Raw genomic sequence first — 22,684 nt, 5'->3', positions numbered from 1 at the left:
GTCGTTCATCCGACACAGATTGCATGATATTGGTGTCGAATCGTTGAATGCGTTACATTAGCGCGGCCCGCGGGAGACGGATGGGGTGGGGGCATGGTTCGCGCGTCGCCATGAGCGCTGCCGGACGCCAATCGGCCTTCCGTGCCCGCTTCATTCAAGACGGCATGGTTTCGCATGCCGATGGCGAGAGGATTCCATGCATTTTGCGCCTCGTGTTCCAAAGCGCGTAGCAGCACCCCTGGTCACCATTGCCGCCGCGGTGACATTACTCGCCGGATGCGGCGAACGTCCTCAACTGAATCCCGGTCCACCCCAGGTCAGCGTCATCACGGTGCAGCCCGAGCGCGCGCCCAGCGTAGCCGACCTGCCTGGCCGCGTCGACGCCGTGCGCGACGCGCAAATCCGCGCTCGGGTCACCGGCATCGTGCAGAAGATCGTTTTCCAGCAGGGCGGCGACGTCAAGGAAAACGAGCTGCTGTTCAAGATCGATCCGGCGCCCTACAAGGCGGCCTACGACCAGGCCGCCGCGCAGTTGAAGCAGTCCCAGGCCGATCTGTTCAGCGCCAAGGCGCTGGCCGATCGCTACGCGCCGCTGGTCAAGGCGAATGCCGTCAGCAAGCAGGAATACGACAACGCGGTGGCCAGCTACCGGCAGGCCGACGCGGCGGTCGCGGCGGCCAAGGCCAATCTGCAGAACGCCTCGATCAACCTTGGCTATACCAACGTGACGTCGCCGATCACCGGCCGCATCGGCAAGCCGCTGGTGACCGAAGGCGCGCTGGTGGAAGGCTCTTCGGCCACGCAGATGGCGCTGGTCCAGCAGTTGGATCCCGTCTACGTGGATTTCACGCAGTCCACCACCGATCTGGCGGCGTTGCGCAAGGCCTTCGCGGCCGGCCAGCTGCAGAAGGTGGGCGAGAACGCCGCCCTGGCCGAGGTCGTGCTGGAGGACGGCTCGATCTACGGGCATAAAGGCAAGCTGCTGTTCACCGGCATCACCGTCGATCCGTCCACCGGGCAGGTGAACCTGCGCGCCGAATTCCCCAATCCGGAAACCGTGCTGCTGCCCGGCATGTACGTGCGTGTGCGGCTGACGCAGGGCGTGGACGACAAGGCGCTACTGGTGCCGCAGCAGGCCCTGCAGCGCACGCCTGACGGCTTGCAGAGCCTGATGCTGGTACGGGACGGCAAGATCGACCAGGTCAACGTGACCACCGGCAATGCGCTCAACGGGCGCTGGGTCATCACGAGCGGCCTGAAGGCCGGCGACGTGGTCGTCGTGGAAGGCTTCCAGAAAGTCCGCCCTGGCGCGCCGGTCAAGGTTTCGCAATGGACGCCGGGCCAGCAGCCTGGGGCGCAGCAGGCTCCGGGCGGCGGTCAGCAACCGGCCCCCAACGCGCAGCCAGGCAAGCAGCCCGGGGCACAGCAGCCGGCGGCTCCCGCCGCGCCTGCCGGTCAGAAGTCGTAATCGGGCGCGGCGCCGTGCCAGGGCGCCGCCTCCCCGCACCATGAGCATTGTCTTCGGGGTCTACCCTCATGCCGCAATTTTTTATCGATAGACCTATCTTTGCCTGGGTGGTCGCGCTGTTCATCCTGCTCGCGGGGATACTGGCGATCCCCAATATGCCGGTTTCGCAGTATCCCAACGTCGCGCCGCCCGCCATCGAGATCACCGCCACCTATCCCGGCGCGTCCGCCAAGGAAGTGGCCGACTCGGTGACCAGCCTGATCGAGGATCAGCTCAACGGCGCCAAGGGCTTGCTGTATTACGAGTCCGTCAGCGACTCGAACGGCCAGTCGACCATTACCGCCACGTTCGCGCCGGGCCGTGATCCGGACCTGGCCCAGGTTGACGTGCAGAACCGCGTGGCCAACGTGACGGCCCAGCTCCCCGCCGCGGTCGCGCAGCAGGGCGTGCAGTTCCAGCAGACCAGTACCGGCTTCCTGATGATCGTGACCGTGTCGTCCACCGACGGCACGATGGACCAGACCGCGTTGGCCGACTACGTCACGCGCAATGTGAAGAACCCCGTGTCGCGCGTGCCGGGCGTGGGCCAGTTCCAGCTGTTCGCCGCGCCCCGCGCCATGCGTATCTGGGTCGATCCGCAGAAGCTGGTCGGCTACAACCTGAGCATGTCGGACGTCAACCAGGTGATCGCGCAGCAGAACGTGCTGATCTCCGGCGGCAATATGGGCGGCCCGCCCAATCCGGCGGACCAGCGCACGACCGCAACCGTGATCGCCAATGGCCAGTTGTCCACGGTCGAAGGCTTCGGCAACCTGGTGCTGCGCGCCAATACCGACGGGTCGGTGGTACGCATCCGCGACGTCGCGCGCGTCGAGATCGGTGCCGACAACTACTTCTTCGGCGCGCGCCTGAACGGCAAGCCGACGGCCGCCTTCGCCATCATCCTGTCGCCCGATGCCAACGCGCTGGCCACCGCCAAGGGCGTGCGCCAGCAGATGGAGCAGCTGTCCAAGTACTTCCCGGCCAACATCAAGTACGACATCCCGTACGACACCGCGCCCTACGTGCAGACCTCGATCTCAGACGTGGTCAAGACGCTGCTCGAGGCCATGGTGCTGGTGTTCCTGGTGATGTTCCTGTTCCTGCAGAACGTGCGCTACACCATCATCCCGGCCCTGGTGGTGCCGGTCGCGATGCTCGGCGCTTTCGCGGTGATGCTGGCGCTGGGCTTCTCGATCAACGTATTGACCATGTTCGCCATGGTACTTGCCATCGGGATCCTGGTGGACGATGCCATCGTGGTGGTGGAAAACGTCGAGCGCATCATGGCCAGCGAAGGCCTGTCGCCCAAGGAGGCGACGTCGCGCGCCATGCCGCAGATCACCGGCGCCATCACCGGCATCACGCTGGTGCTGGTCAGCGTGTTCCTGCCGCTGGCTTTCATGGGCGGTTCGGTCGGCGTGATCTATCGCCAGTTCGCCGTCGCCATGGCGGTGTCGATCTTCTTCTCCGCCTTCCTGGCGCTGAGCTTCACGCCGGCCTTGTGCGCCACCATCCTCAAGCCCGTGCCGCATGACAGGCACGAGGAAAAGCGCGGTTTCTTCGGCTGGTTCAACCGCCGTTTCGACCGCGGCACGCACGCGTACCAGAACTGGGTGTCGCGCATCCTGCACAAGGGTGGCCGGATGATGGTGATCTACCTGGTGCTGGTGCTGCTGCTGGGCTGGCTGTACTGGCGCATGCCCTCGTCCTTCCTGCCCGAGGAAGACCAGGGCTACGTGATCAGCAACATCGAACTGCCGTCGGGCTCCAGCGCCAACCGCGCGGTGGACGTGCTGCAGCAGGTCGAAAAGTACTTCATGGATCAGCCGCAGGTGCAGAACATCATTGCCGTGCAGGGGTTCAGCTTCAACGGCAACGGCCTGAACGCGGCGATCGCCTTCACCACTCTGAAGGATTTCGACGAGCGCAAGGGGCGCGCGAATTCCGCCCAGGCGGTGTCTTTCCGGGCCTTGAACAACCTGCTGATGGGCATACACGACGCCATGGTCTTCACCGTGGTGCCGCCGGCCATCTCGACGCTGGGTAACGCCACCGGCTTCGATTTCCGCCTGCAGGACCGCGCCGGCGCGGGTACCGACGCGCTTGCGGCCGCCACGGGCCAGTTGATGGGGATGGCGATGAAGAGCCCCGTGCTGTCGCAGGTGCGGATATCCGGGCTCGGGCCGAGCGCGCAATTGAGCCTGACCATCGACCGCCAGAAAGCGGCCGCGCTGGGGGTCAACTTCGACGAGGCGGCCACGCTGGTTTCCACCGCGGTGGGCAGCGCGCTGATCAACAAGTTCCCCAACTTCGGCCGCATGCAGAACGTGTGGGTGCAGGCCGATGCGCCGTATCGCATGCAGGTGGAGGACATCCTGAACCTGAACGCCCGCAATGCGAGCGGCGGCATGGTGCCCTTGTCGAGCTTCGTCACCGCCAAATGGGGCCAGGGCCCGGTGCAGATCGTGCGCTACAACAGCTACGAGTCGATCCGTATCTCCGGCGACGCGGGGCCGGGCTACACCAGCGGCGAAGCCATGCAGGAAATGGAAAGCCTGATGACCCAGTTGCCGCAGGGCTTCGGCTACGAGTGGAACGGCCTGTCCTATCAGGAGCGGGAGGCCGGCAACCAGGCGCCCATCCTGATGGGGTTGTCCCTGCTGGTGGTGTTCCTGGTGCTGGCGGCCCTGTATGAAAGCTGGGCCATTCCGATCTCGGTGATGCTGGTGGTGCCGCTGGGCATGCTCGGCGCGGTCGGCCTGGTGGGATTGCTGGGGATGTCCAACGACGTGTACTTCCAGGTCGGGATGGTGACCGTGATCGGCCTGGCGGCCAAGAACGCCATCCTGATCGTCGAATTCGCCAAGGACCAGTACGCGCGCGGCTTCGGGCTGTACGAGTCCGCGGTCGAGGCCGCGCGGCTGCGGTTCCGGCCTATCCTGATGACGTCGCTGGCCTTCATCCTGGGCGTCATCCCGCTGGCCATTGCTACCGGCGCGGGCGCGGCCAGCCAACGCGCGGTCGGCCTGGGCGTGCTGGGCGGGATGCTGGCGGCCACGCCGTTCGCGGTGATTTTCGTGCCGACCTTCTTCGTCGTCGTGCTGGGTCTGTTCAAGACCAAGCCGCGCCTGCTGGGCGCGGAAGCGCGCCGCTTCGAGGAAGAACAGGCGGTCAAGCGGGCGCAGGACGGCACGCCCCCCGCTCCCGCCACCGAAGGAAAGGGTGAATGATGCGTGCGCCATTCATGTTGAAGAGAACCTCGCTGGCCATGGCGATCGTGGCCGCCGTCAGCGGCTGCTCGCTGGCGCCCAAGTACGAGCGGCCCGCCGCGCCGGTCCAGGCGGATTGGCCCGACCAGCCCAAGCTGGTGTACAGCGGCTACGACAAGGCCACGACGGCCGGCACCCAGCCCGCCTCGGCCCTGGCGCCCGCGGGCGACGTGGCGGCCGCCGATCTAGGCTGGCGCGAGTTCTTCCGCGATCCGCGCCTGCAGGCGCTGATCGCGCTGTCGCTGCAGAACAACCGCGACCTGCGCGTGGCCGTGCAGCGTGTCGAGGAAGCGCGCGCCCAATGGGGCGTGCAGCGGGGCCAGATCTATCCCAGCATCGGCGCCGGCGTCCAGGGCACGCGCCAGCACCTGCCGCCCAGCCTGCGTCCGGGCGGACCGGATTCGCCGTCGATCAGCAGCCAGTACCAGGCGGGCCTGGGCCTGACCACATTCGAAATCGATCTGTTCGGGCGCCTGCGCAGCCTGTCGGAAGCGGCGTACCAGCAGTACCTGTCCACCGAACAGGCGCGCCGCAGCGTGCAGATCTCGCTGGTCGGCGAAGTGGCACAGGCGTACCTGAATCTGCGCGCGGCCGAGGTGCAACTGGACCTGACCCGCAAGACACTGGATTCGCGCCAGACCTCGTATGACCTGGTCAAGCGCCGCTTCGATGGCGGGGTTTCGTCGGAACTGGACCTGAACCAGTCCAAGTCCCTGCTGGACTCGGCCTCGGCCAACCTGGCCGAGCTGGCGCGGGCCCAGGCGCAGGCGGTGAATGCCCTGGTCCTGCTGACCGGCGCGCCCTTGCCGCCGGATCTGCCCGCACCGGCCCCGTTCGACAACGCCCAGGTCCTGGCCAGCATTCCGGCGGGCCTGCCGTCCGACCTGCTGGAGCGCCGTCCCGACATCCTGTCGGCGGAAAACAACCTGCGCTCGGCCAATGCGAACATCGGCGCCGCCCGCGCGGCTTTCTTTCCGACGATATCGCTGACGGGCCTGCTGGGCTCCGCCAGCCCGTCGCTGGACGACCTCTTCAAGGGCGGCCACGGGTTCTGGAGCTTCTCGCCGTCCATTACGACGCCGATTTTCGCAGGGGGATCCATCCGGGCCAATCTGGACCTGGCCAAGGCGCGCGACAACATCGCGGTGGCGCAGTACGAGAAATCGATCCAGCAGGCTTTCCAGGAGGTCTCCGACGCCCTGGCGGGCGTGGCGACTTACGGCACGCAGGTGCAGGCGCTGCGGGCGCTGGAAGCTTCCTCCGCGCGCTCGGTCGAACTCTCCACGATGCGCTACAACGGCGGCGTCGACAATTATCTGCAGGTGCAGAACGCCCAGGTCACCTACTACAACGCGCAGCTGCAGCTGGTGCAGGCCGGATTGGGGGCGCTGTTGAACCGCGTGGCGCTGTACAAGGCGCTCGGCGGCGGCTGGGAAGAAACCACCAGGAAGCCAGAGCAGACGGCGGACGCGGCGGCCCCGGCGAAGTAGGGCGGGGTTGCCCTCCGGCGGGGTTTCCGGAACACGGTTTGCTGATGTATGGACCTTGTTTGGCGGCTGGCCAGCCGCCATGTAATACGTGCCGCCCAGGCCGGGCGGACGTTGCTTCAAGGTGTCCTCATGCCCCAGAACCCGATACTGCTGCGCGGCAACGCGCAGTCCGAGCAAACCGGAGCGGACAATACCGAAGCCCCCGTGCGCGAGCAGAACGCGCGGCCCCCGCACCGTGTCGTGATCGTCGGCGGCGGCGCCGGCGGCCTGGAACTGGCAACGGAGCTGGGCCGCAAGCATGGCCGGGAGCACGTCACCCTGATCGACAGCCACATGGTGCACATCTGGAAGCCCACGCTGCACGAAGCCGCGGCGGGGACGATCGACGTGCAGCAGGAAGGGCTGTCGTACCTGATGTTGGCCAACCTGTCGCAATTCAACTTCGTGTTGGGGCCGATGCTGGCCGTGGACCGCGCGCGCCGCCTCGTCCAGGTCGGGGCGATACCGGGGCCGGCGGGCGAGACCCTGCTGCCCCAGCGCGATATCCCCTATGACACCCTGGTCATCGCGGTGGGCAGCACCTCGAATTTCTTCGGTACGCCAGGCGCCCGCGAACACGCGATCACCCTGGATACGCCCGAATCCGCCGAGCAATTCCGCCTGACCATGCTGCAGGCCATGGTGAAAGTCGACCAGGCCAAGGCGCGCGATCCCCAGGCCCGGCTGCACATTGCCATCGTGGGCGGCGGCGCTACCGGCGTGGAGCTGGCCGCCGAACTGCAGGAGGCCAGCCGGCTGGTCGCGGCGTACGGCCTGTCGAATTTCGATCCGCGCAGGGATCTGGCCATCCGCATCATCGAAGGCGCGCCCCGCATCCTGGCCGCGCTGCCGGAGAAACTCTCGCGTGCCGCCCAGCAGCGCCTGGAGAGCCTGGGCATAGAGATCGAGAGCGCCTGCCTGGTTTCCGAGGTGACCGCGGATACGGTCCATACGAAGGATGGCCGCGCCTTCCCGGCCGATCTGTGCATGTGGGCCGCGGGGATCAAGGGGCCGGACGTGCTCGGCGTCCTGGATCTGCCCCGCAACCGGGTGGGCCAACTGGAAGTCGATGCGCGCCTGCGGACCGAAGATCCGGCCATACTCGCCTTCGGGGACTGCGCGGCCGTGCTCCGCGCGGACGGCAGGGTGGTGCCAGCGCGCGCGCAGGCAGCCCATCAGGAGGCCAGCTACCTGCTCCGCCGGCTGAGTGCCCGCATCGCCGGCAAGCCCGAACCGGGCGGCGACTTCGTCTACAAGGACCGCGGCTCGCTGGTGGCCCTGGGGCGCGAGCGCGGGGTGGGCAGCCTGATGGGGGCGCTGCTGGGGCGGGGCTTCTTCGTCAGCGGCCTGATCGCCCGATGGATGTATGCCAGCCTGCATCTGATGCACCATCGCACCGTGCTGGGGTTCTCCCGCACGGTGTCGCTGGCGCTGGCGCGGCTGCTGACGCGGCGCACGCATCCGCGCGTGAAACTCCACTGACGCCAACGCCTCGGCGCCCGGAGCAGGCACCCCGCCTGAGATCGGCGCTCAGGCGGGGCGTCCATAAAAAAGAGGCCACGGCTTTCGCTGTGGCCTCAAAGCTCGTGTGCGGGTCCACGACGTACCAGCTGTTCGAAAACAGCCCGTCGACCCACCAAAAAAGTAGCATCGAGCTGCTGCAGCGCACACTCATCACCGTAACTATATGTAACGTACTTACCATGATTTCCGGTCCAGCTTTTTGCGTTATGTCCTGAAATCAGCATGTTTATGGATGAAAACAAGCGTTGGGACGGCGCACTGAAATACATACTAAGTAACCATCCCGCGCAGAAATGCGCGCTTGGCGCAGGAACGCTCCTTGGCCCTGTCCCCCGCGATCGTGTGGACGCCCCATTTGGGCCCGGCGCATCCCGTAAGCGCTACAACGACGGTAAGCGGTGCCGATCCTTAAGAAGAATCAAGGGCATACGGCCCGCCGATGCGGGGTGAGTCGACCAAAATGCCCCGGGCACGCGTGTTGCCGTTGATCGTGCTACTCACCTAGGGGGCGCATGATGACTGAAGAACGCAAGCCAGCACGTAAACCACGCGGTTTCGCCGCAATGGATCCCGAAATGTTGCGGGGCATCGCGGCGCAGGGCGGCCGTGCCGCCCACGCCATGGGCAAGGCCCATCGCTTCGACTCGCAGGAGGCCAAGCAGGCCGCGGCGAAGCGCCACGCCGGCAAGCCCGGCAAGCCAGAGCAGGGCAGTGCGGCCGAGCAGGCCGATGACGAGGCGCAGGGCGCCGCCGTAGTCGAAGAAAACAAGGCCTGAACGACTGGCCGTGCGATCAACGCGCGACGCGGCGAAAGCCGACGTAGCCGCCATCGGCGTCGTACAGGTAGTCGAATACGTTGAGCGCATGCACGCTTGTATTGACGAACACTGGCCGGTTTGCGCCTTCGACCAGGATGACGCGTGACGGCGCCGCCGGTTCGCGCGCATCGCCGACGTTGAAGCCATAGCCCGGCGACTGCGCGGTGGCATCCGTGCCGAATCGTACCGACACCCGGGTCCCGGGCGACAGGGCGTGGCCGCTTTCGGCCAGGTGTCCCGCCTGGCGATCGGGCGGCACGGTCAGGTACATCGCCGATACGCCGGTATCGATCAGCGCCGTCCCGCAGGTCGGCGTCCCCTTATCCAGCGCGATGCAGGCGTCCAGCGGCATCCAGTCGCGGCCATCGGGCCGCTTCGCCAGCTTGATGTAGCGGTAATCGCCGCGTGTATTGGCCGGCGTCAGGCCGACGTGGACGCCTTCTCTCGTGACCACATAACCGCGCCGCGCGCGGCGCGGTTCCTCGCGGCCCGGACCTGCGCCATCGCCCATGCCGGGCAGGTTCAGGAAGGGATTCTTGTCCGGCGTGCTCTGCGACTGGTGGTCGGCTTCGCGCGCGTAGCCTATGCCTATCATCGCCACATGGCGCGGATGGTCCTCGGGTTGGCAATCCCGCGCGTCGCGGAAGCAGTCGATCCGGTCGATCGCCAGCACGGGCAGGGGACGCGTCGTCACGCTGGCGCCGTTGGCGCCGCGGATGCTGGCGGTGGCCACCACCCAGCGCCCGCGCATGATGCGGCCCGAGCTGGAATAGCTCAAGGTTCCGGGCCCCAGCGACTGCAGCCTATCCACATCGGGAATGGTGGACGCGGCCACCACGATCCCGGTCGACCCTGTGTCCATGACCGCCTGCACGGATACGCCGCCGAACGACAGGCCCAGCGTGGGCGGCACGGCGCGCGGCTGGCCGGCTTCGGGTGCATTCAGGAAGCGCAGGTAGGTTCCCTCGCGGTAGCCCTCGTAGCTCGGGTCGGCGTGGGCGACCGGCGCGGCCAGCAGGCAGGCGGCGGCAAGGGCGACGCGGAAGGCGGCGGCGGGACGTTCATATAGGCTCATGGCGATCGATCTTAACCGCTTTGGCGTGCGCCAGATGTCCTAACGCATGTTGCCGTCGCGCCTACGGGCTAGGGCATGCGGTGCTCTATCTTCGATGGGCGGCCGCCTGGAAACTCTTCCTGTCCGGCTCGTCCGCGCGACGGGCCTTCACCAGGGAGCGCGTAATGAGCCTATCGACAGCAATCCGCACCAACGGCGACCATGAAGAAGCCGAATTCCCATGGCCGAGCCAAAGCGGCCAGGTATCCAGGACGGACCTGGGCAGCCTGCCGATATCCATACATTCCCAGGTGGTGACCTTCCTGCTGGGCGACCTGATCGGCCGCAAGCTGCGGGTGGCGGCGGGGCCGGTGCCGGTCGACCGCGAACCGGGACGGGTGACCATCCTGATGGATGCCACGGGACGTATCACCGATATGTGGGTGGATCCCGACGAAGACAACGACTGATGCGCGCCGCCATGATCAGGCGGGTTTGTCGACCGCCGGCGTCGATGGCGCCGCATGCCCGGCTTGCGGGCCGGCGGGCGCCTGGCTTTCGACACGCCGGCGCAGCGCGTCGAAGGTACGCAGCGCCTTGCCCACGGTGGTGGCCTCGCGCCAGCAGGCGCGGCGCAGGCTGCGCAGGGGCAGCCACCACGGACGCACGATAGAACCCGGCGCCCACATAGGCCGCCAGCTGTTCATGTTCCGTGGCCGATCCGCGATGGTCACCGTCGGGATGCCGCATGCCGACGCCAGATGGCCGATGCCCGAGTCTGTGCCGATGAACCAGCCCGATTCGAAGATGGCGCCGGCGACGTGGGCCAGGTCCGGCGCTTCCAGCACGGTCAGTCCATGGGCGTCCAGCAAGGCCCGCCAGGACGGGCGTTCGTGCCGCGCCAGCACGAAGACCGGGTCGAACCCGCGTGCGCGCAGCGCGTTTGCCAAGGCCGCATACTGCGCCGGCCGCCAGCAGCGCTCGGGCTCGCTGGACGTGGGGTGCACGATGACGCGCCGCGGATGCAGCCCGTGTCGCAACAGCGCCGGAGCCCGCAGGCCGTTGTCGTGCGTCCAGTCCGTCACGCCGAAGAATTCGCGGGTGAAGCGGCGGAAGGTGGCCATGATGCCGTTGCAGGGTGCGCCCAGGCCGCGCGAACCGTCGTCCGCCGGTTGGCGGGGCAGGGCTTGCTTGATGGCCAGGAAGTTGCCGTGGCGTTGCGCGAGGCCGGCGATGGGCGCGTCCTGCGACATCTGTACGACGGCCGCGCAGGCCTCCAGCGCGCCCGGTGCGTTCGCCGCCGCCAGGGGGCGCAGGTCGAAGCCGGGAAACCATTCCGCCAGCGCGACGCCATGATCGCCGTACACGGCCACGCGCCGTCCCGCGCGTCGCAGGTTGTTCGCGATGGCCATCAGGAATAATGCGTCGCCCAGATAGGGCGACAGGATCAGCGCGACCGGCGCATCCGTGTCTATCTTTACCATTTCTCGTCCGTCACCCCGCGGCCGTCAGGTTCCATCCCTGCGCGAGGTGCGCAAGCTTAGACTGGGGCCCCGTGAATAAAACGTGAATTTCCTGGCGGACGAGGGTTGCGCCGGCGAGTATTTACTTCTGGAAGTCGATCACGATGCGGCCCTGTATATCGCCGTGGTGCATGCGCGAAAAAATATCGTTGATATTTTCCAGCGATTCCGTGGCGATGGTGGCCTTGACCTTGCCTTCGCCGGCGAAATTCAAGGCTTCCTGAAGGTCCAGCCGGGTGCCCACGATGGAGCCTCGCACCGTGATCCCGTTCAGCACGGTATCGAAGATGGACAAAGGGAAGTCGCCGGGGGGCAAGCCATTCAGCGATACGGTACCGCCTCGGCCGACCATGCCCAGGCTTTGCTCGAAGGCCTTCGGCGATACGGCGGTCACCAGCACGCCTTGCGCACCGCCGATTTCGCGCTTCACGAACGTCACCGGGTCCGTGGTGCGCGCGTTCACCGTCAACGCGGCACCCAGTTTCGTCGCCAGTTCCAGCTTGTCGTCGTCGATGTCGACGGCCAGCACGTTCAGGCCCATGGCCTTGGCATATTGCACGGCCAGGTGTCCCAGGCCGCCGATCCCCGAAATCACCATCCAGTCGTCGGGTTTGGTGTCGGTGACTTTCAAGCCCTTGTAGACCGTGACGCCGGCGCACAGGATGGGCGCGATATCCACGAAGGACACATTGTCCGGCAGGTGGCCGACGTAGTTGGGATCGGCGACGACGTACTCGGCGAAGCTGCCGTTCACCGAATAGCCGGTGTTCTGCTGTTCGTGGCACAGCGTTTCCCAACCGCCCAGGCAGTGCTTGCAGTGGCCGCAGGCGGTGTACAGCCAGGGTACGCCGACGCGATCGCCTTCCTTGATGTGCGTGACGCCGGCGCCGACGCCCACGACGTGGCCGACGCCTTCGTGGCCGGGGATGAAGGGCGGATTGGGCTTGACCGGCCAGTCGCCCTCGGCGGCGTGCAGGTCGGTATGGCAGACCCCCGTCGCGGCGATCTTGACCAGTATCTGCCCAGGGCCAGGCGTGGGCACCGCGACTTCCTCGATCACCAGCGGCTTGCCGAATTCGCGGACAACCGCGGCTTTCATGGTCTTGGTCATGGAAAATCTCCTGTCAGAAACGTGCGTCGATATCGACGACGTCGATCAGTTTGTGGTTGACGAACTCCTTGAGCCCCAGCCCAAGCAGTTCACGGCCGTAGCCGGAGCGGCGGATGCCTCCGAACGGCAGATCGGCTTCCACCTTGGTCGGATGATTGACGAACACCATGCCGGTGGAGATCTGCCGGGCGACCTCGGCGCCGCGCCCGGTGTCGGCGGTGAATACCGAACCGCCCAGGCCGAAAGGCGAGTCGTTGGCGATGCGCACCGCGTCGGCCTCGTCCCTGGCGCGAAACAGCATGGATACCGGGCCGAAGAACTCCCAATGGCGCGCCGGGTTTTCCGGGCCGATTCCGGTCAGGATGGTGGGCTGCACGAAAGCGCCTTGTTCCGGTACGGGTGGCCCCACCTGTTCCGCCTTGGCGCCGTGCGCCACGGCCAAGCGGATTTTTTCCTTGAGGTCATCGGCGGCGGCCTGGGAGGACAGCGGCGCCAGCGTGGTAGCGGCGTCGAAAGGATCGCCCGCCTTCAAGGCGGCGACGCCTTCGCGGTAGCGGCGCAGGAATTCGTCATAGACCTGGTCCACGATGATCATGCGCTTGGACGATACGCAGACCTGGCCCCCGTTCCAGTGCCGGCCGAACACCGCCCACTTGACGGTCTTCTCCATGTCGGCGTCCGCCAGCACGACGAAGGCGTCGGCACCCCCCAGTTCCATGGTCGACTTCTTCAAGGCCTTGCCGGCCTGGGCGGCGACGATTGCGCCGGCGTCCTCGGAACCCGTCAGCGCGACGCCGTGCACGCGCGGGTCGTTGATGATCATTTCGACCTGGTCACGCGTCGCATACAGATTGGTGAATGCGCCATCGGGCAGGCCTGCCTCGCGCATCAGCGTCTCGAAAGCCGCGGCGCTTTGCGGCACGTTGGAGGCGTGCTTCAGCAGCATGGTGTTGCCCGCCGACAATTGAGGCGCGATGATGCGCGCGATCTGGTAGTAGGGGAAGTTCCAGGGTTCGATGGCCAGCAGCACGCCCAGCGGTTCGTGCACCAGGATGGCGACGCCTTCCGCCGGATCCGCCACCGGCAGCTTTTCCGGTTGCAGCAGCCGTTCGGCGTTGTGGACGTAGTATTCGAAGATTCTCGCCGACAGTTCGACTTCCGCCTTGGCTTCGGCGTACAGCTTGCCCATCTCCAGCGTCAGCAGCTTGGCGTAGGCATTGCATTCCTTGCGCAGGATGTCGGCAGCCTTTTGCAGGATAGCCGCGCGTTCGCCGTGAGGCGTCTCACGCCACGTCAGGAAGGCCGCATGTGCCTTGTCGATGGCGGTCGCCACCTGTTCATTGGTGGCGGAGGGGAAAGTCTTCAATACCTCTCCGGTGTAGGGATTGGTGGTGGCGTACGTCATGTCCGTGTTCCTCAGTAAGCGATGACACCGGCCTGGGCCGGGCCGCGCCGGTGATCGAGCGTGCTGTCCCGGCGCGGCGGGGACTGCCCGAAAAAAAATGGCGGCTGCCGGTCAGGCGGGCGCCAGCTCCTTCACCGACTGCACCATCTGCGTGAGCACGGCCTGGGCATCCCCGTAGACCATGTTGCAGTTGTCGGCGTAAAACAGCAGGTTCTCGACGCCCGCGTAGCCTTTTCCCTGGCCGCGCTTGATGACATACACCTGGTGTGCGCGGTCGACGTCCAGGATGGGCATGCCGTAGATGGGCGACGACTTGTCCGTGCGCGCGGCGGGATTGACCACGTCGTTCGCGCCTATCACCAGCGCCACATCGGTGGAGGCGAAGGCGTCATTGATGTCTTCCATATCGAAGATGATGTCGTAGGGCACGCCGGCCTCCGCCAGCAGCACGTTCATGTGCCCGGGCATGCGGCCCGCAACGGGGTGCATGGCGAACTTCACATCCACGCCGGCGGCCTGCAACTGCTTGACGAATTCGTAGAGCTTCTGCTGCGCCTGGGCCACGGCAAGCCCGTAGCCGGGGACGATGATGACGCTGGCGGCGTAGCGCATGGCGGTAGCCGCGTCGCTGGCCTCGACGGACTTGATCCGGCCTGCGATCTGGCTGTCCGTGGACACGGCGACGTCGCCGAAGTTGCTGAAAAGCACGTTGGTCAGCGAGCGGTTCATGGCCTTGGCCATCAGGACCGTCAGCAGCGTGCCGGCCGATCCGACCACCATGCCGGCGATCATCAGCGCCGGGTTGGCGAGCGCATAGCCCTCCAGCGCTACCGCCAGGCCCGTGAAGGCGTTGTACAGCGAGATGACCACGGGCATGTCCGCCCCGCCGATCGGCAGGGTCATCAGCACGCCGAAGGCCAGCGCGACGATGAAGAACGCGCCGGCCAGCATGGTCGCCTGGACGCCGTCCGACGCAAGCGCCGTGGCGCCGCCCAGCACCAGGGCCGCGACAAACACCGCCGCATTGACGTACTGCTGCCCGGCAAAGCGCCAGGGCCTGTCGATCTTGCCGTCCAGCTTGGCCCAGGCGATCACGGAACCGGTCAACGAAACCGAGCCGATCAAGGCGCCGGCCAGGGTGGCGCCGGCCAGCAGCGTGTCGGGCATGGCGCCGCGGAAGATCTCGGCGGCGGCGATCGCGGCGGCGGCGCCCCCGCCCATGCCGTTGTACAGGGCGACCATCTGAGGCATGCCGGTCATGGCGACCTTGCGGCCGCTCCATAGCGCCCAGCCGCCGCCCAGGGCCAGGGCAATCACCGCCAGGGCCAGATTCGTCGGCAGGCGCGATTCGGCGACCTGCGGCAGGCGCGTCAGCACCAGGAATGCCGACGCCACGGCGATCAACATGCCGGCGCCGGCGGCCTTGATGCCGGACAGCGCGGTCACCGGCGAGGACATGCGTTTCAGTCCGAAGATGAACAGGCCCGCGGCCAGCAGTCCGCCCAGTCCTTCCAGGTAGGCAAGCGGCATGGTCAGTCCTTCTTCGGGCCGCTGGCGCGGAACATTGCAAGCATCCGGTCGGTAACGACGTAGCCGCCGGCGGCGTTGGCCGCGCCCAGCACGACGCCGATGAAGCCGACGGCCTGGGCCGTGGCCGACGTCGCGGTCAGCAGGGCGTGCAGCGCGCCCACCACGACGATGCCATGTATGAAGTTCGATCCCGACATCAGCGGTGTGTGGAGGATGGCGGGGACCCGGCTGATCACCTCGTAGCCCGTAAAGGCTGCCAGCATGAAGATATATAGCGCGATGAGCACGCCAGGCGTGGTGGCGGAAGTCATGCGGTCATCTCCCTGGGCTCGTCCTTGGTCAGCAGGGCCTGGACGGCGGCGTCGCGCACCTGTCCGTCATGGGTCAGCACGGTGCCGGCGACGATCTCGTCATCGAAATCGAGCCGGATCACGCCGTCCTGGACGATCAGTTCGACCAGGTTCAGCAGGTTCTTGGCATATAGCTCGCTGGCGTGCTGCGCCAGCATCGACGGCACGTTCAGGGGGGCCAGTATCGTGGCCGGGCCCACGACCACGGTTTCGCCCGGCCGCGTGCCTTCGCAATTGCCGCCGCTTTCGGCGCCAAGGTCGACGATGACCGCCCCGGGCTTCATGGCGGCGATCTGCGCGGCGGAGATGAGCCTGGGCGCGCGTTTGCCGGGCACCGACGCGGTGGTGACGATCAGGTCCGCGTCCGCGATATGCCTGTCCAGCGCCGCTTGCACCTTGGTCTGTTCGTCGGCGGTCAATTCGCGCGCGTAGCCGCCCTCGCCGCGCGCATCCACGCCGGTGTCGACGAATTTCGCGCCTAGCGACATTGCCTGTTCCCGGGTTTCCGGGCGGACGTCATAGCCTTCCGTGATCGCGCCGAGCCGGTGCGCGGTGGCCAGCGCCTGCAGGCCCGCCACGCCCAGGCCCATCACCAGGACCTTGGCGGCGCGCAGGGATCCCACTGCGGTGGTCATCATGGGCAGGATGCGCGGCATATGCACCGCGCCCAGCAAGGGGGCGTAGTAGCCGGCCAGCGCCGCCTGGCTGGACAAGGCGTCCATCGCCTGCGCCCGGCTGATGCGCGGAATGCGTTCCATGGCAAGGCTTGTGATGCGGCCGTCTCGCAGGACGCGTACGACGTCGGGGGACGCGGCGCCATAGATGAAGGACATGAGGACGGCACCGCGCTTCATCGCGGCGATGCTCGCCAGCGACGGCGGTTGCACCGACAGCACGATGTCGGCGTCGCTCAGCAGGCGCTGACGGTCCGTCTCGGCTCGCGCATCCATATAAGCCGCATCCGGAAACGCCGCCGCCTGGCCGGCGCCGGCCTCTATGCGTATGTCGGCGCCCAGGCGCTTCAGGCGCGTGGCGACGGCGGGAGTCAGCGCCACGCGCTTCTCGCCGGGCTGCGACTCCTTCAGGACGGACAGCGTAAAAGCCATGATCTCCCTCGACAGCGTGCGGCGCGCGTATGCGTCGCGTAATCGGTGGAAGAATCTTAGGCGTGGGTCTGGACGGGCGTCGTGACCTGGATCAATCTGGTGGTACTGTGCGGCTCATGCGGAAGGCATGCGGGACATGGCATGCGCGTTCAGCAGTTTGAAGGCTTCAGGGAGTCAAATTCGACTGTTGATGGAGTCGCACGTCCCTAGCCGGGCAATAAGTATCGACTTGAAGACAAGGAACACCATGGAACTTCAAATCAATGGCAAGACCCATCAGGTCGAGTCCGATGCGGATACCCCTTTGCTCTGGGTCATACGCGACGAGCTGGGCATGACGGGCACCAAGTATGGCTGCGGCCTGGCGCAATGCGGCGCCTGTACGGTGATGGTCGACGGCGTGGCCATGCGATCCTGTGTCACGCCCGTGGCCGGCATGGCGGGCAAGCAGATCACCACCATCGAGGCGATCGAGAACGACAGCATGGGCCAGCGCGTGGTCGCGGCCTGGATCAAGCACCAGGTCCCCCAATGCGGCTACTGCCAGTCGGGGCAGGTGATGGCGGCGACGGCCCTGTTGAAGCAGGTACCGCATCCGACCGACGACGAGATCGCCGCGGCGATGATCAATCTGTGCCGCTGCGGCACCTACAACGCCATCAACGACGCGGTCCATGAACTCGCCAGCGGCTCGGCCGGCGCCGTGAAGGGGGCATGATGGATAACCTGTCCAATCCCACCGCCGAGGGGGATGTTTTCCCCACCTCGCAACCGGCGAACATCTCGCGTCGCCGTTTCCTGCTGGCTTCCGCCGGCACGGCGGCCGGCGCATTCGTCCTGGGCATGGGTTTGCCCATGGGCGAGGCGCGCGCGCAGGCGGCCGCCGCGACACCGGCACGGGCGACCAAGGTTCCGGCCTTCCTTGAGATACGGCCTGACAATACCATCCGCCTGCAAAGCCCCTTCATCGAAGGCGGGCAGGGCATATTCACGGCCATGGCGCAGATCGTCGGCGAAGAGCTCGACGCCGATCCGGCGACCTTCATCGTGGAGAACGCGCCGCCCGGCAGCGACTACATCGCCATGGATAGCGGCCGGCGCATCACCGGCGGCAGTTCTTCGGTGCGCTTCGGCTATGCGAACATGCGGCGCCTGGGCGCGCTGGCGCGCGCCATGCTGGTCCAGGCCGCCGCCAATCGTTTCGACATTCCCCCGGGCGAGCTCGACACGCAGCCCGGCCGGGTCGTCCATCCGGCCTCGGGCAAGTCGATTTCCTATGGCGAGCTTGCCGCCGATGCCATGGACCTGCCCGTGCCCGATCCGGGCAGCGTCAAGCTCAGGGACCCGGCCAGCTTCCGCTGGATAGGCAAGCCCGTCGATCGGCTGGACGTCCGCGACAAGTCGACTGGCAAGGCCATCTACACCATCGACACCCAGGTGGACGGCATGCTGCACGCGGCGGTCCAGCACGTGCCGCGGCTGGGCATGACGGTGGGCGCCCTGCGCAACGAAGACCAGGTCAAGGCGATGAAGGGCGTGCACTCGGTGCATCGCCTGCCCGGCGCGGTGGCCGTGGTGGCCGAGCGCTGGTGGAACGCCAAGCGCGCGGCCGAGGCGCTGCAGGTGGATTGGCGGGAAGCCGCGGCCGATTCGACGCTGCGCGTCATGCCCGCCGACTTTTCCACCCAGGCCTTCCAGCAGCGGCTCGCAAGCGAGCCGGGTGACGGCGTCGATGCGGAGACCCAGGGCAATGTGGCCGATGCCTTGAAGAACGCCAAGACGGTCGTCAGCGCAACCTACCACAGCCAGTATGTCCGCCATGCGCAGCTGGAGCCGCCTTCGGCCCTGGCGCGTTTCAATTCCGACGGCACCCTGGAAGTCTGGCTGCCCAATCAGGCGCCCGATATATTCCTGGCCGACATGGTCAAGCAGACGGGCCTCGATCCCAAGCGGATCACGATCCATTCGCCCTTGCTGGGCGGATTCTTCGGCCGCCACTTCCTGTACAACTCGGCGAGCCCCTATCCGCAGGCGATCCAGCTGGCGAAGGAAACCGGACGGCCTATCAAGCTGATCTGGAGCCGCGAGGAAGAATTCCTGCGCGACGTCGCGCGGCCGATGGCCGCCGTACGCTTCCGTGGCGGGTTGGACGCGAACGGCATGCCCGTTGCCATCGAGGCGATCACCGCCACCGAAGGCCCCACGGAGGGCATCGCCAACAAGCGTGCCGACAAGCACGATCCCGCCGCGGTCGAGGGCCTGGCGGGGAAATCCTATGCCATTCCCAATCGCCGCATCGCGCAGCTGTATGTCAAGACGCCCATGACGCTGGGTTATTGGCGTTCGGTGGGCAATTCCATGAACGATTTCTTCTACGAAACCTTCCTGGACGAACTGGCCGACAAGGGCGGGCAGGATCCCTACGCGCTGCGCATGCATCTGTTGCAGGGAAATGCGCGCCTGACCAGGCTGTTGCAGGCGGTCGGCGAATTGTCCGGCGGCTGGAAGCGGGGGCCGTTCACGGCCGAAGACGGTACCCGGCGCGCCCGTGGCATCGCGATGGCATCGCCTTTCGGCTCGCAGGCCGCCGCGATCGCCGAGGTATCGATCAAGGACGGCCAGGTGGTGGTGCACGATATCTGGGAAGCGATCGACCCCGGCAACATCGTGAACCCGGCCATCGTCAACGCGCAGGTCAGCGGCGCGGTGGCGCTGGGCCTGTCCGAGGTGCTGCTGGAGGAGGCCGTGTACGAGCATGGCCAGCCGGTCGCCCGCAACTATGACCTGTATCCCATCCTGCCGCCGGGCCGCATGGCGCGCGTGCATGTGCGAATCGTCGAAAGCGGAGAAAAAATGGGAGGCATCGGCGAGCCGCCGTTGCCCGCGATCCCGCCGGCGGTCGCCAACGCGGTATCCACACTGACCGGCCAGCGCGTGCGCAGCATGCCGTTGTCGAAGTACACCTTCAAGGTTTGAGCCTGAGCAGGCGGATCACGGGATCGTGCAACAGATGAAAAGAAGCAGGGTAGGGCGCGTTCTGGCCGGCATCGTGCTGGCCTGTGTGGTCGTGGCGGCGGCGCTTGCGTGGTTCGTGACACGCAAGCCGTCGTCCGCCTTCGATGGCGTGGCGGATGCGGACACCGCGTCGCCGCAATTGATACAGCGGGGCGAATACGTGGCCCGGCTCAGCGATTGCGTGGCCTGCCACAGCACCGCCAATGGCGCGCCGTTCGCCGGCGGGCTGGAAATGGCGACGCCCCTGGGCTCGATCTTCGCGACGAACATCACGCCCGACAAGGACACGGGCATAGGAGCATACAGCCTGGCGGATTTCGACCGGGCGCTGCGCCATGGCGTCGCCATGGACGGACATCGCCTCTATCCAGCCATGCCGTATCCGTCTTACGTGAAGCTGGGCGACGACGACGTGCGGGCGCTGTATGCCTACTTCATGCATGGCGTCCACCCGGCGCATCAGGAAAACAAGCCCAGCGGGATTCCCAGCCCCCTGAACATGCGGTGGCCGCTGGCCTTGTGGAATGCCGTCTTCACCAAACCAGGCACCTACCAGCCCAAGCCCGTGGCGGGCGCATCCGACGACGCCACCCTCTGGAACCGCGGCGCCTACCTGGTGCAGGGCGCGGGCCATTGCGGAAGCTGCCATACGGCCCGCGGCTTCGCATTCAACGAGAAGTCCCTGGATGAGAGCGGTTCCACCTACCTGGCCGGCGCGCTGCTGGATGGTTGGTATGCCCCCAGCCTGCGCGGCGACGGCAACACCGGCCTGGGCCGCTGGAGCGAAGACGACGTCTTCCGCTTCCTGAAGCAGGGCCGGAATACGCACGCGGTCGTGTTCGGTTCGATGACGGATGTGATCAACAACTCCACCCAGTTCATGACCGACGGCGACTTGAAGGCGGTGGCGCACTATCTGAAGTCCTTGCCCGCCGCGCCGGGACAGGATGGCCCGCCCTGGCAGTACGATCCGTCGTCGAACAAGGCGCTGGCCGTGGGCGAACGCCTGCGCATCCCGGGTGCGCAGACATTCATGGCCCGTTGCAGCGCCTGCCATGGCGCGGACGGGCGCGGCCAGGGAGAGTGGATACCGCCCCTGGCGGGGTCGGCGTCATCGATGGCCAAGGAAGATGCCTCGAGCATCAACGTCACCTTGAACGGGTCGGGCCGCATCGTCGCCAACGGCGTGCCGGACGCCTACCGCATGCCGCCCTTCCGCAACCAGCTGAACGACCAGGAAATCGCCGACGTGCTGACCTTCGTGCGTACGTCCTGGGGCAACAAGGGTGGGGTGGTCAAGCCGGACGCGGTCAAGGACCTGCGCGACCGCACCAACCCGGCCAGCAGCAATGTGATCGTGCTGCAGATGCGGTGATTGTGATGGCTGTGCCTTCGACGCTTTAGCGCCGGGAGCTGGCGGCGTCAACCGGCGCAGCCGCCGGATCGAGGCTGGTGGCCGGACGCAGGGAAAGCAGGGCGCCAAAGGCGAGCAGGCTCAGCGCGGTGGACACCCATAGCGCGCCGGCGCCCCACTGGTCCAGGCACAGGCCGAACAGCCAGGGCGCCAGCGCCTGCGTGATCCGCGCGGGCACCATCAACATACCCTGCCGCGCGCCGTAGCCCTGGGATCCGAACAGCACCAGGGGCAGTGTGCCCTTGGCGATGGTCAGGATGCCGTTGCCGGCGCCGTGCAGCACGACGAAGACCGACGCCAGCGGCGCCCCGAAAACCAGCATCAGCAGGGCACCGATGGGGTGAGCCGTCGTCGCCAGTCGGGCGGATAGCAGGGGATGCACGCGCCGCAACAGGCCGAATTCCAACAGTCGGGCGCCGACCTGGGCGGGTCCCATCAAGGATCCGGCCGCGACCGCGATGGCCAGCGTGGCGCCCCCGGCCATGAGCAGGCGCGGCAGGTGCGCGGCCAGCGCCGTGCTGATGAACCAGGTAATGGCGAACACCGCGGCCAGCACGATGGACGCCCAGGTCGTCCTGCCCGCCGTCGCGTCATCGCCGCGGGTGTGGCTGGGCTCGGAAGCCGGGGCAGGGTCGGGAGACGGCAGCAGGTAGTTCAGCGGCAAGGCCAACGCGAGATGCAGCGCCGCCCACACGTAGCAGGCTTCGCGCCAACCGAATTCGACCTGCAGATAGCTGGTCAGTGGCCAACCTACCGTGCTGGCGAAGCCGGCGATCAGCGTGATGCCCGAGATCGCGCCCCGCGACCCGTGCCCATACAGGCGGACCAGTGAAGAGAACGCGGCTTCATACAGGCCGCTGCCCATGCCTATGCCCATCACCGCCCATGCCGCGAACAGGCCCGCGGCGCTGTCGACGCTTCCCATCCACGCCAGGCCCAGGGCGAAGATCACATTGGTCGCCATCAGCACCGGCCGCCCACCCCAGCGATCGATGGCCCGCCCGGAGTAAGGCCCCAGCAGGGCCGAAATCAGTAGCGCGAAGGAGAACGCCGCGAAGATGGTCGGCACTTCGACGCCCAGGTCGCGAGCCATGGGCGCGCTGAGCATGGCCGGCAGGTAGTACGACGAGGCCCAGGCCAGGGTTTGCGTGGTGCCGAGCGCCGCGACGACGCTGGTGCGATGGGTCAGGCGCATGATGTCCAAATGGATTGCTGGCTGACGCGCCGCGATAGTTGCTCGGCGCTTTCCTTTCTTTCGCTATAGCGATCCACAAGGTAATCGCTGACGTCGCGCGTTAGCAATGTGAACTTGAACAGTTCTTCCATGACGTCGACCACCCGGTCGTAATGGCTCGATGCTTTCATGCGTCCCGCGTCGTCGAATTCCAGGAATGCCTTGGGCACGGATGACTGATTGGGGATGGTCAGCATGCGCATCCATCGCCCCAGCACCCGCAACTGGTTCACGGCGTTGAAGGACTGCGATCCGCCACTCCCTGTCGCTGGCGACCTGGGCATTCATTTCG

The 22,684-nt window shown here is 66.7% G+C and carries 17 protein-coding genes and 1 pseudogene; 9 read left to right on the top strand and 9 right to left on the bottom strand.

The features are described 5' to 3' along the window. Positions 1-196: 196 nt before the first annotated feature. The 5 genes from CAL12_RS21265 (at position 197) to CAL12_RS28705 (ending at position 8,608) form a co-directional block, all read left to right on the top strand. Positions 197-1,468: an efflux RND transporter periplasmic adaptor subunit gene (locus tag CAL12_RS21265; protein ID WP_086066436.1), complete on the top strand. Its 1,272-nt coding sequence runs from the start codon at positions 197-199 to the stop codon at positions 1,466-1,468. A 68-nt stretch (positions 1,469-1,536) separates the two neighbouring features. Next, positions 1,537-4,740 (top strand): efflux RND transporter permease subunit, encoded by a 3,204-nt coding sequence (locus CAL12_RS21260; RefSeq protein ID WP_086066435.1) that lies wholly within the window; start codon positions 1,537-1,539, stop codon positions 4,738-4,740. After that, positions 4,737-6,269, top strand: coding sequence for an efflux transporter outer membrane subunit (locus CAL12_RS21255; RefSeq protein WP_086066434.1), 1,533 nt, complete (start codon positions 4,737-4,739; stop codon positions 6,267-6,269). The genes CAL12_RS21260 and CAL12_RS21255 overlap by 4 nt, the downstream gene beginning before the upstream one ends. 129 nt (positions 6,270-6,398) lie before the next feature. Then, positions 6,399-7,790, top strand: coding sequence for an NAD(P)/FAD-dependent oxidoreductase (locus tag CAL12_RS21250; RefSeq protein WP_086066433.1), 1,392 nt, complete (start codon positions 6,399-6,401; stop codon positions 7,788-7,790). A gap of 605 nt (positions 7,791-8,395) precedes the next feature. Then, the gene (locus CAL12_RS28705) at positions 8,396-8,608 is read left to right on the top strand and encodes a hypothetical protein (protein ID WP_086066432.1); all 213 of its coding nucleotides are present in this window, start codon (positions 8,396-8,398) and stop codon (positions 8,606-8,608) included. 16 nt (positions 8,609-8,624) lie between these two features. Here CAL12_RS28705 and CAL12_RS28330 read toward each other — a convergent pair whose 3' ends face one another. Continuing rightward, complete coding sequence (locus CAL12_RS28330; RefSeq protein ID WP_198298288.1) at positions 8,625-9,725, bottom strand: hypothetical protein; 1,101 nt, start codon at positions 9,723-9,725, stop codon at positions 8,625-8,627. A 164-nt stretch (positions 9,726-9,889) separates the two neighbouring features. On the opposite strand from CAL12_RS28330, the gene CAL12_RS21235 reads away from it, so the two are divergent. Then, complete coding sequence (locus CAL12_RS21235) at positions 9,890-10,174, top strand: hypothetical protein (RefSeq protein WP_086066431.1); 285 nt, start codon at positions 9,890-9,892, stop codon at positions 10,172-10,174. A gap of 15 nt (positions 10,175-10,189) precedes the next feature. On the opposite strand, the gene CAL12_RS21230 is transcribed toward CAL12_RS21235, so the two are convergent. From CAL12_RS21230 to CAL12_RS21205, 6 genes are all read right to left on the bottom strand, one after another. Next, positions 10,190-11,188 carry a glycosyltransferase family 9 protein gene (locus CAL12_RS21230; RefSeq protein ID WP_086066430.1) on the bottom strand — a complete coding sequence of 333 codons (999 nt, stop codon included), beginning with the start codon at positions 11,186-11,188 and terminating at the stop codon, positions 10,190-10,192. 121 nt (positions 11,189-11,309) lie between these two features. Then, positions 11,310-12,338 (bottom strand): alcohol dehydrogenase AdhP, encoded by a 1,029-nt coding sequence (adhP, locus tag CAL12_RS21225; protein ID WP_086066429.1) that lies wholly within the window; start codon positions 12,336-12,338, stop codon positions 11,310-11,312. Between the two features lie 13 nt (positions 12,339-12,351). After that, positions 12,352-13,743 carry an NAD-dependent succinate-semialdehyde dehydrogenase gene (locus tag CAL12_RS21220; RefSeq protein WP_086066428.1) on the bottom strand — a complete coding sequence of 464 codons (1,392 nt, stop codon included), beginning with the start codon at positions 13,741-13,743 and terminating at the stop codon, positions 12,352-12,354. Positions 13,744-13,854: 111 nt separating this feature from the next. Continuing rightward, positions 13,855-15,273, bottom strand: coding sequence for an NAD(P)(+) transhydrogenase (Re/Si-specific) subunit beta (locus CAL12_RS21215; protein ID WP_086066427.1), 1,419 nt, complete (start codon positions 15,271-15,273; stop codon positions 13,855-13,857). A 2-nt stretch (positions 15,274-15,275) separates the two neighbouring features. Next, the gene (locus CAL12_RS21210; RefSeq protein ID WP_086066426.1) at positions 15,276-15,584 is read right to left on the bottom strand and encodes an NAD(P) transhydrogenase subunit alpha; all 309 of its coding nucleotides are present in this window, start codon (positions 15,582-15,584) and stop codon (positions 15,276-15,278) included. Further along, on the bottom strand, positions 15,581-16,729 hold the full coding sequence (locus CAL12_RS21205) for an NAD(P) transhydrogenase subunit alpha (RefSeq protein ID WP_086066425.1): 1,149 nt from the start codon (positions 16,727-16,729) through the stop codon (positions 15,581-15,583). The genes CAL12_RS21210 and CAL12_RS21205 overlap by 4 nt, the downstream gene beginning before the upstream one ends. Before the next feature lie 247 nt (positions 16,730-16,976). Between CAL12_RS21205 and CAL12_RS21200 the strand changes: the two genes are divergently transcribed. The 3 genes from CAL12_RS21200 to CAL12_RS21190 are packed head-to-tail and all read left to right on the top strand — an operon-like array spanning position 16,977 to position 21,119. Then, positions 16,977-17,447 (top strand): (2Fe-2S)-binding protein, encoded by a 471-nt coding sequence (locus tag CAL12_RS21200; protein WP_086066424.1) that lies wholly within the window; start codon positions 16,977-16,979, stop codon positions 17,445-17,447. Next, entirely contained in the window at positions 17,444-19,705 is a 2,262-nt protein-coding gene (locus CAL12_RS21195) for a xanthine dehydrogenase family protein molybdopterin-binding subunit (protein ID WP_232464588.1), read from the top strand. The genes CAL12_RS21200 and CAL12_RS21195 overlap by 4 nt, the downstream gene beginning before the upstream one ends. A 34-nt stretch (positions 19,706-19,739) precedes the next feature. Beyond that, positions 19,740-21,119: a c-type cytochrome gene (locus tag CAL12_RS21190; RefSeq protein WP_086066423.1), complete on the top strand. Its 1,380-nt coding sequence runs from the start codon at positions 19,740-19,742 to the stop codon at positions 21,117-21,119. Positions 21,120-21,144: 25 nt separating this feature from the next. On the opposite strand, the gene CAL12_RS21185 is transcribed toward CAL12_RS21190, so the two are convergent. Then, on the bottom strand, positions 21,145-22,353 hold the full coding sequence (locus CAL12_RS21185) for an MFS transporter (RefSeq protein ID WP_086068028.1): 1,209 nt from the start codon (positions 22,351-22,353) through the stop codon (positions 21,145-21,147). Beyond that, positions 22,344-22,652, bottom strand: a pseudogene (locus tag CAL12_RS21180) (arsenical resistance protein ArsH); the annotation flags it as partial. The gene CAL12_RS21185 and the pseudogene CAL12_RS21180, both read right to left, overlap by 10 nt. Between the last annotated feature and the right edge of the window lie 32 nt (positions 22,653-22,684).

The sequence above is a fragment of the Bordetella genomosp. 8 genome (assembly GCF_002119685.1).
GTDB lineage: Bacteria > Pseudomonadota > Gammaproteobacteria > Burkholderiales > Burkholderiaceae_B > Bordetella_C.
The sequence above is the reverse complement of the archived record's forward strand: the minus strand, read 5'-3'. Positions and strand labels throughout refer to the sequence as shown.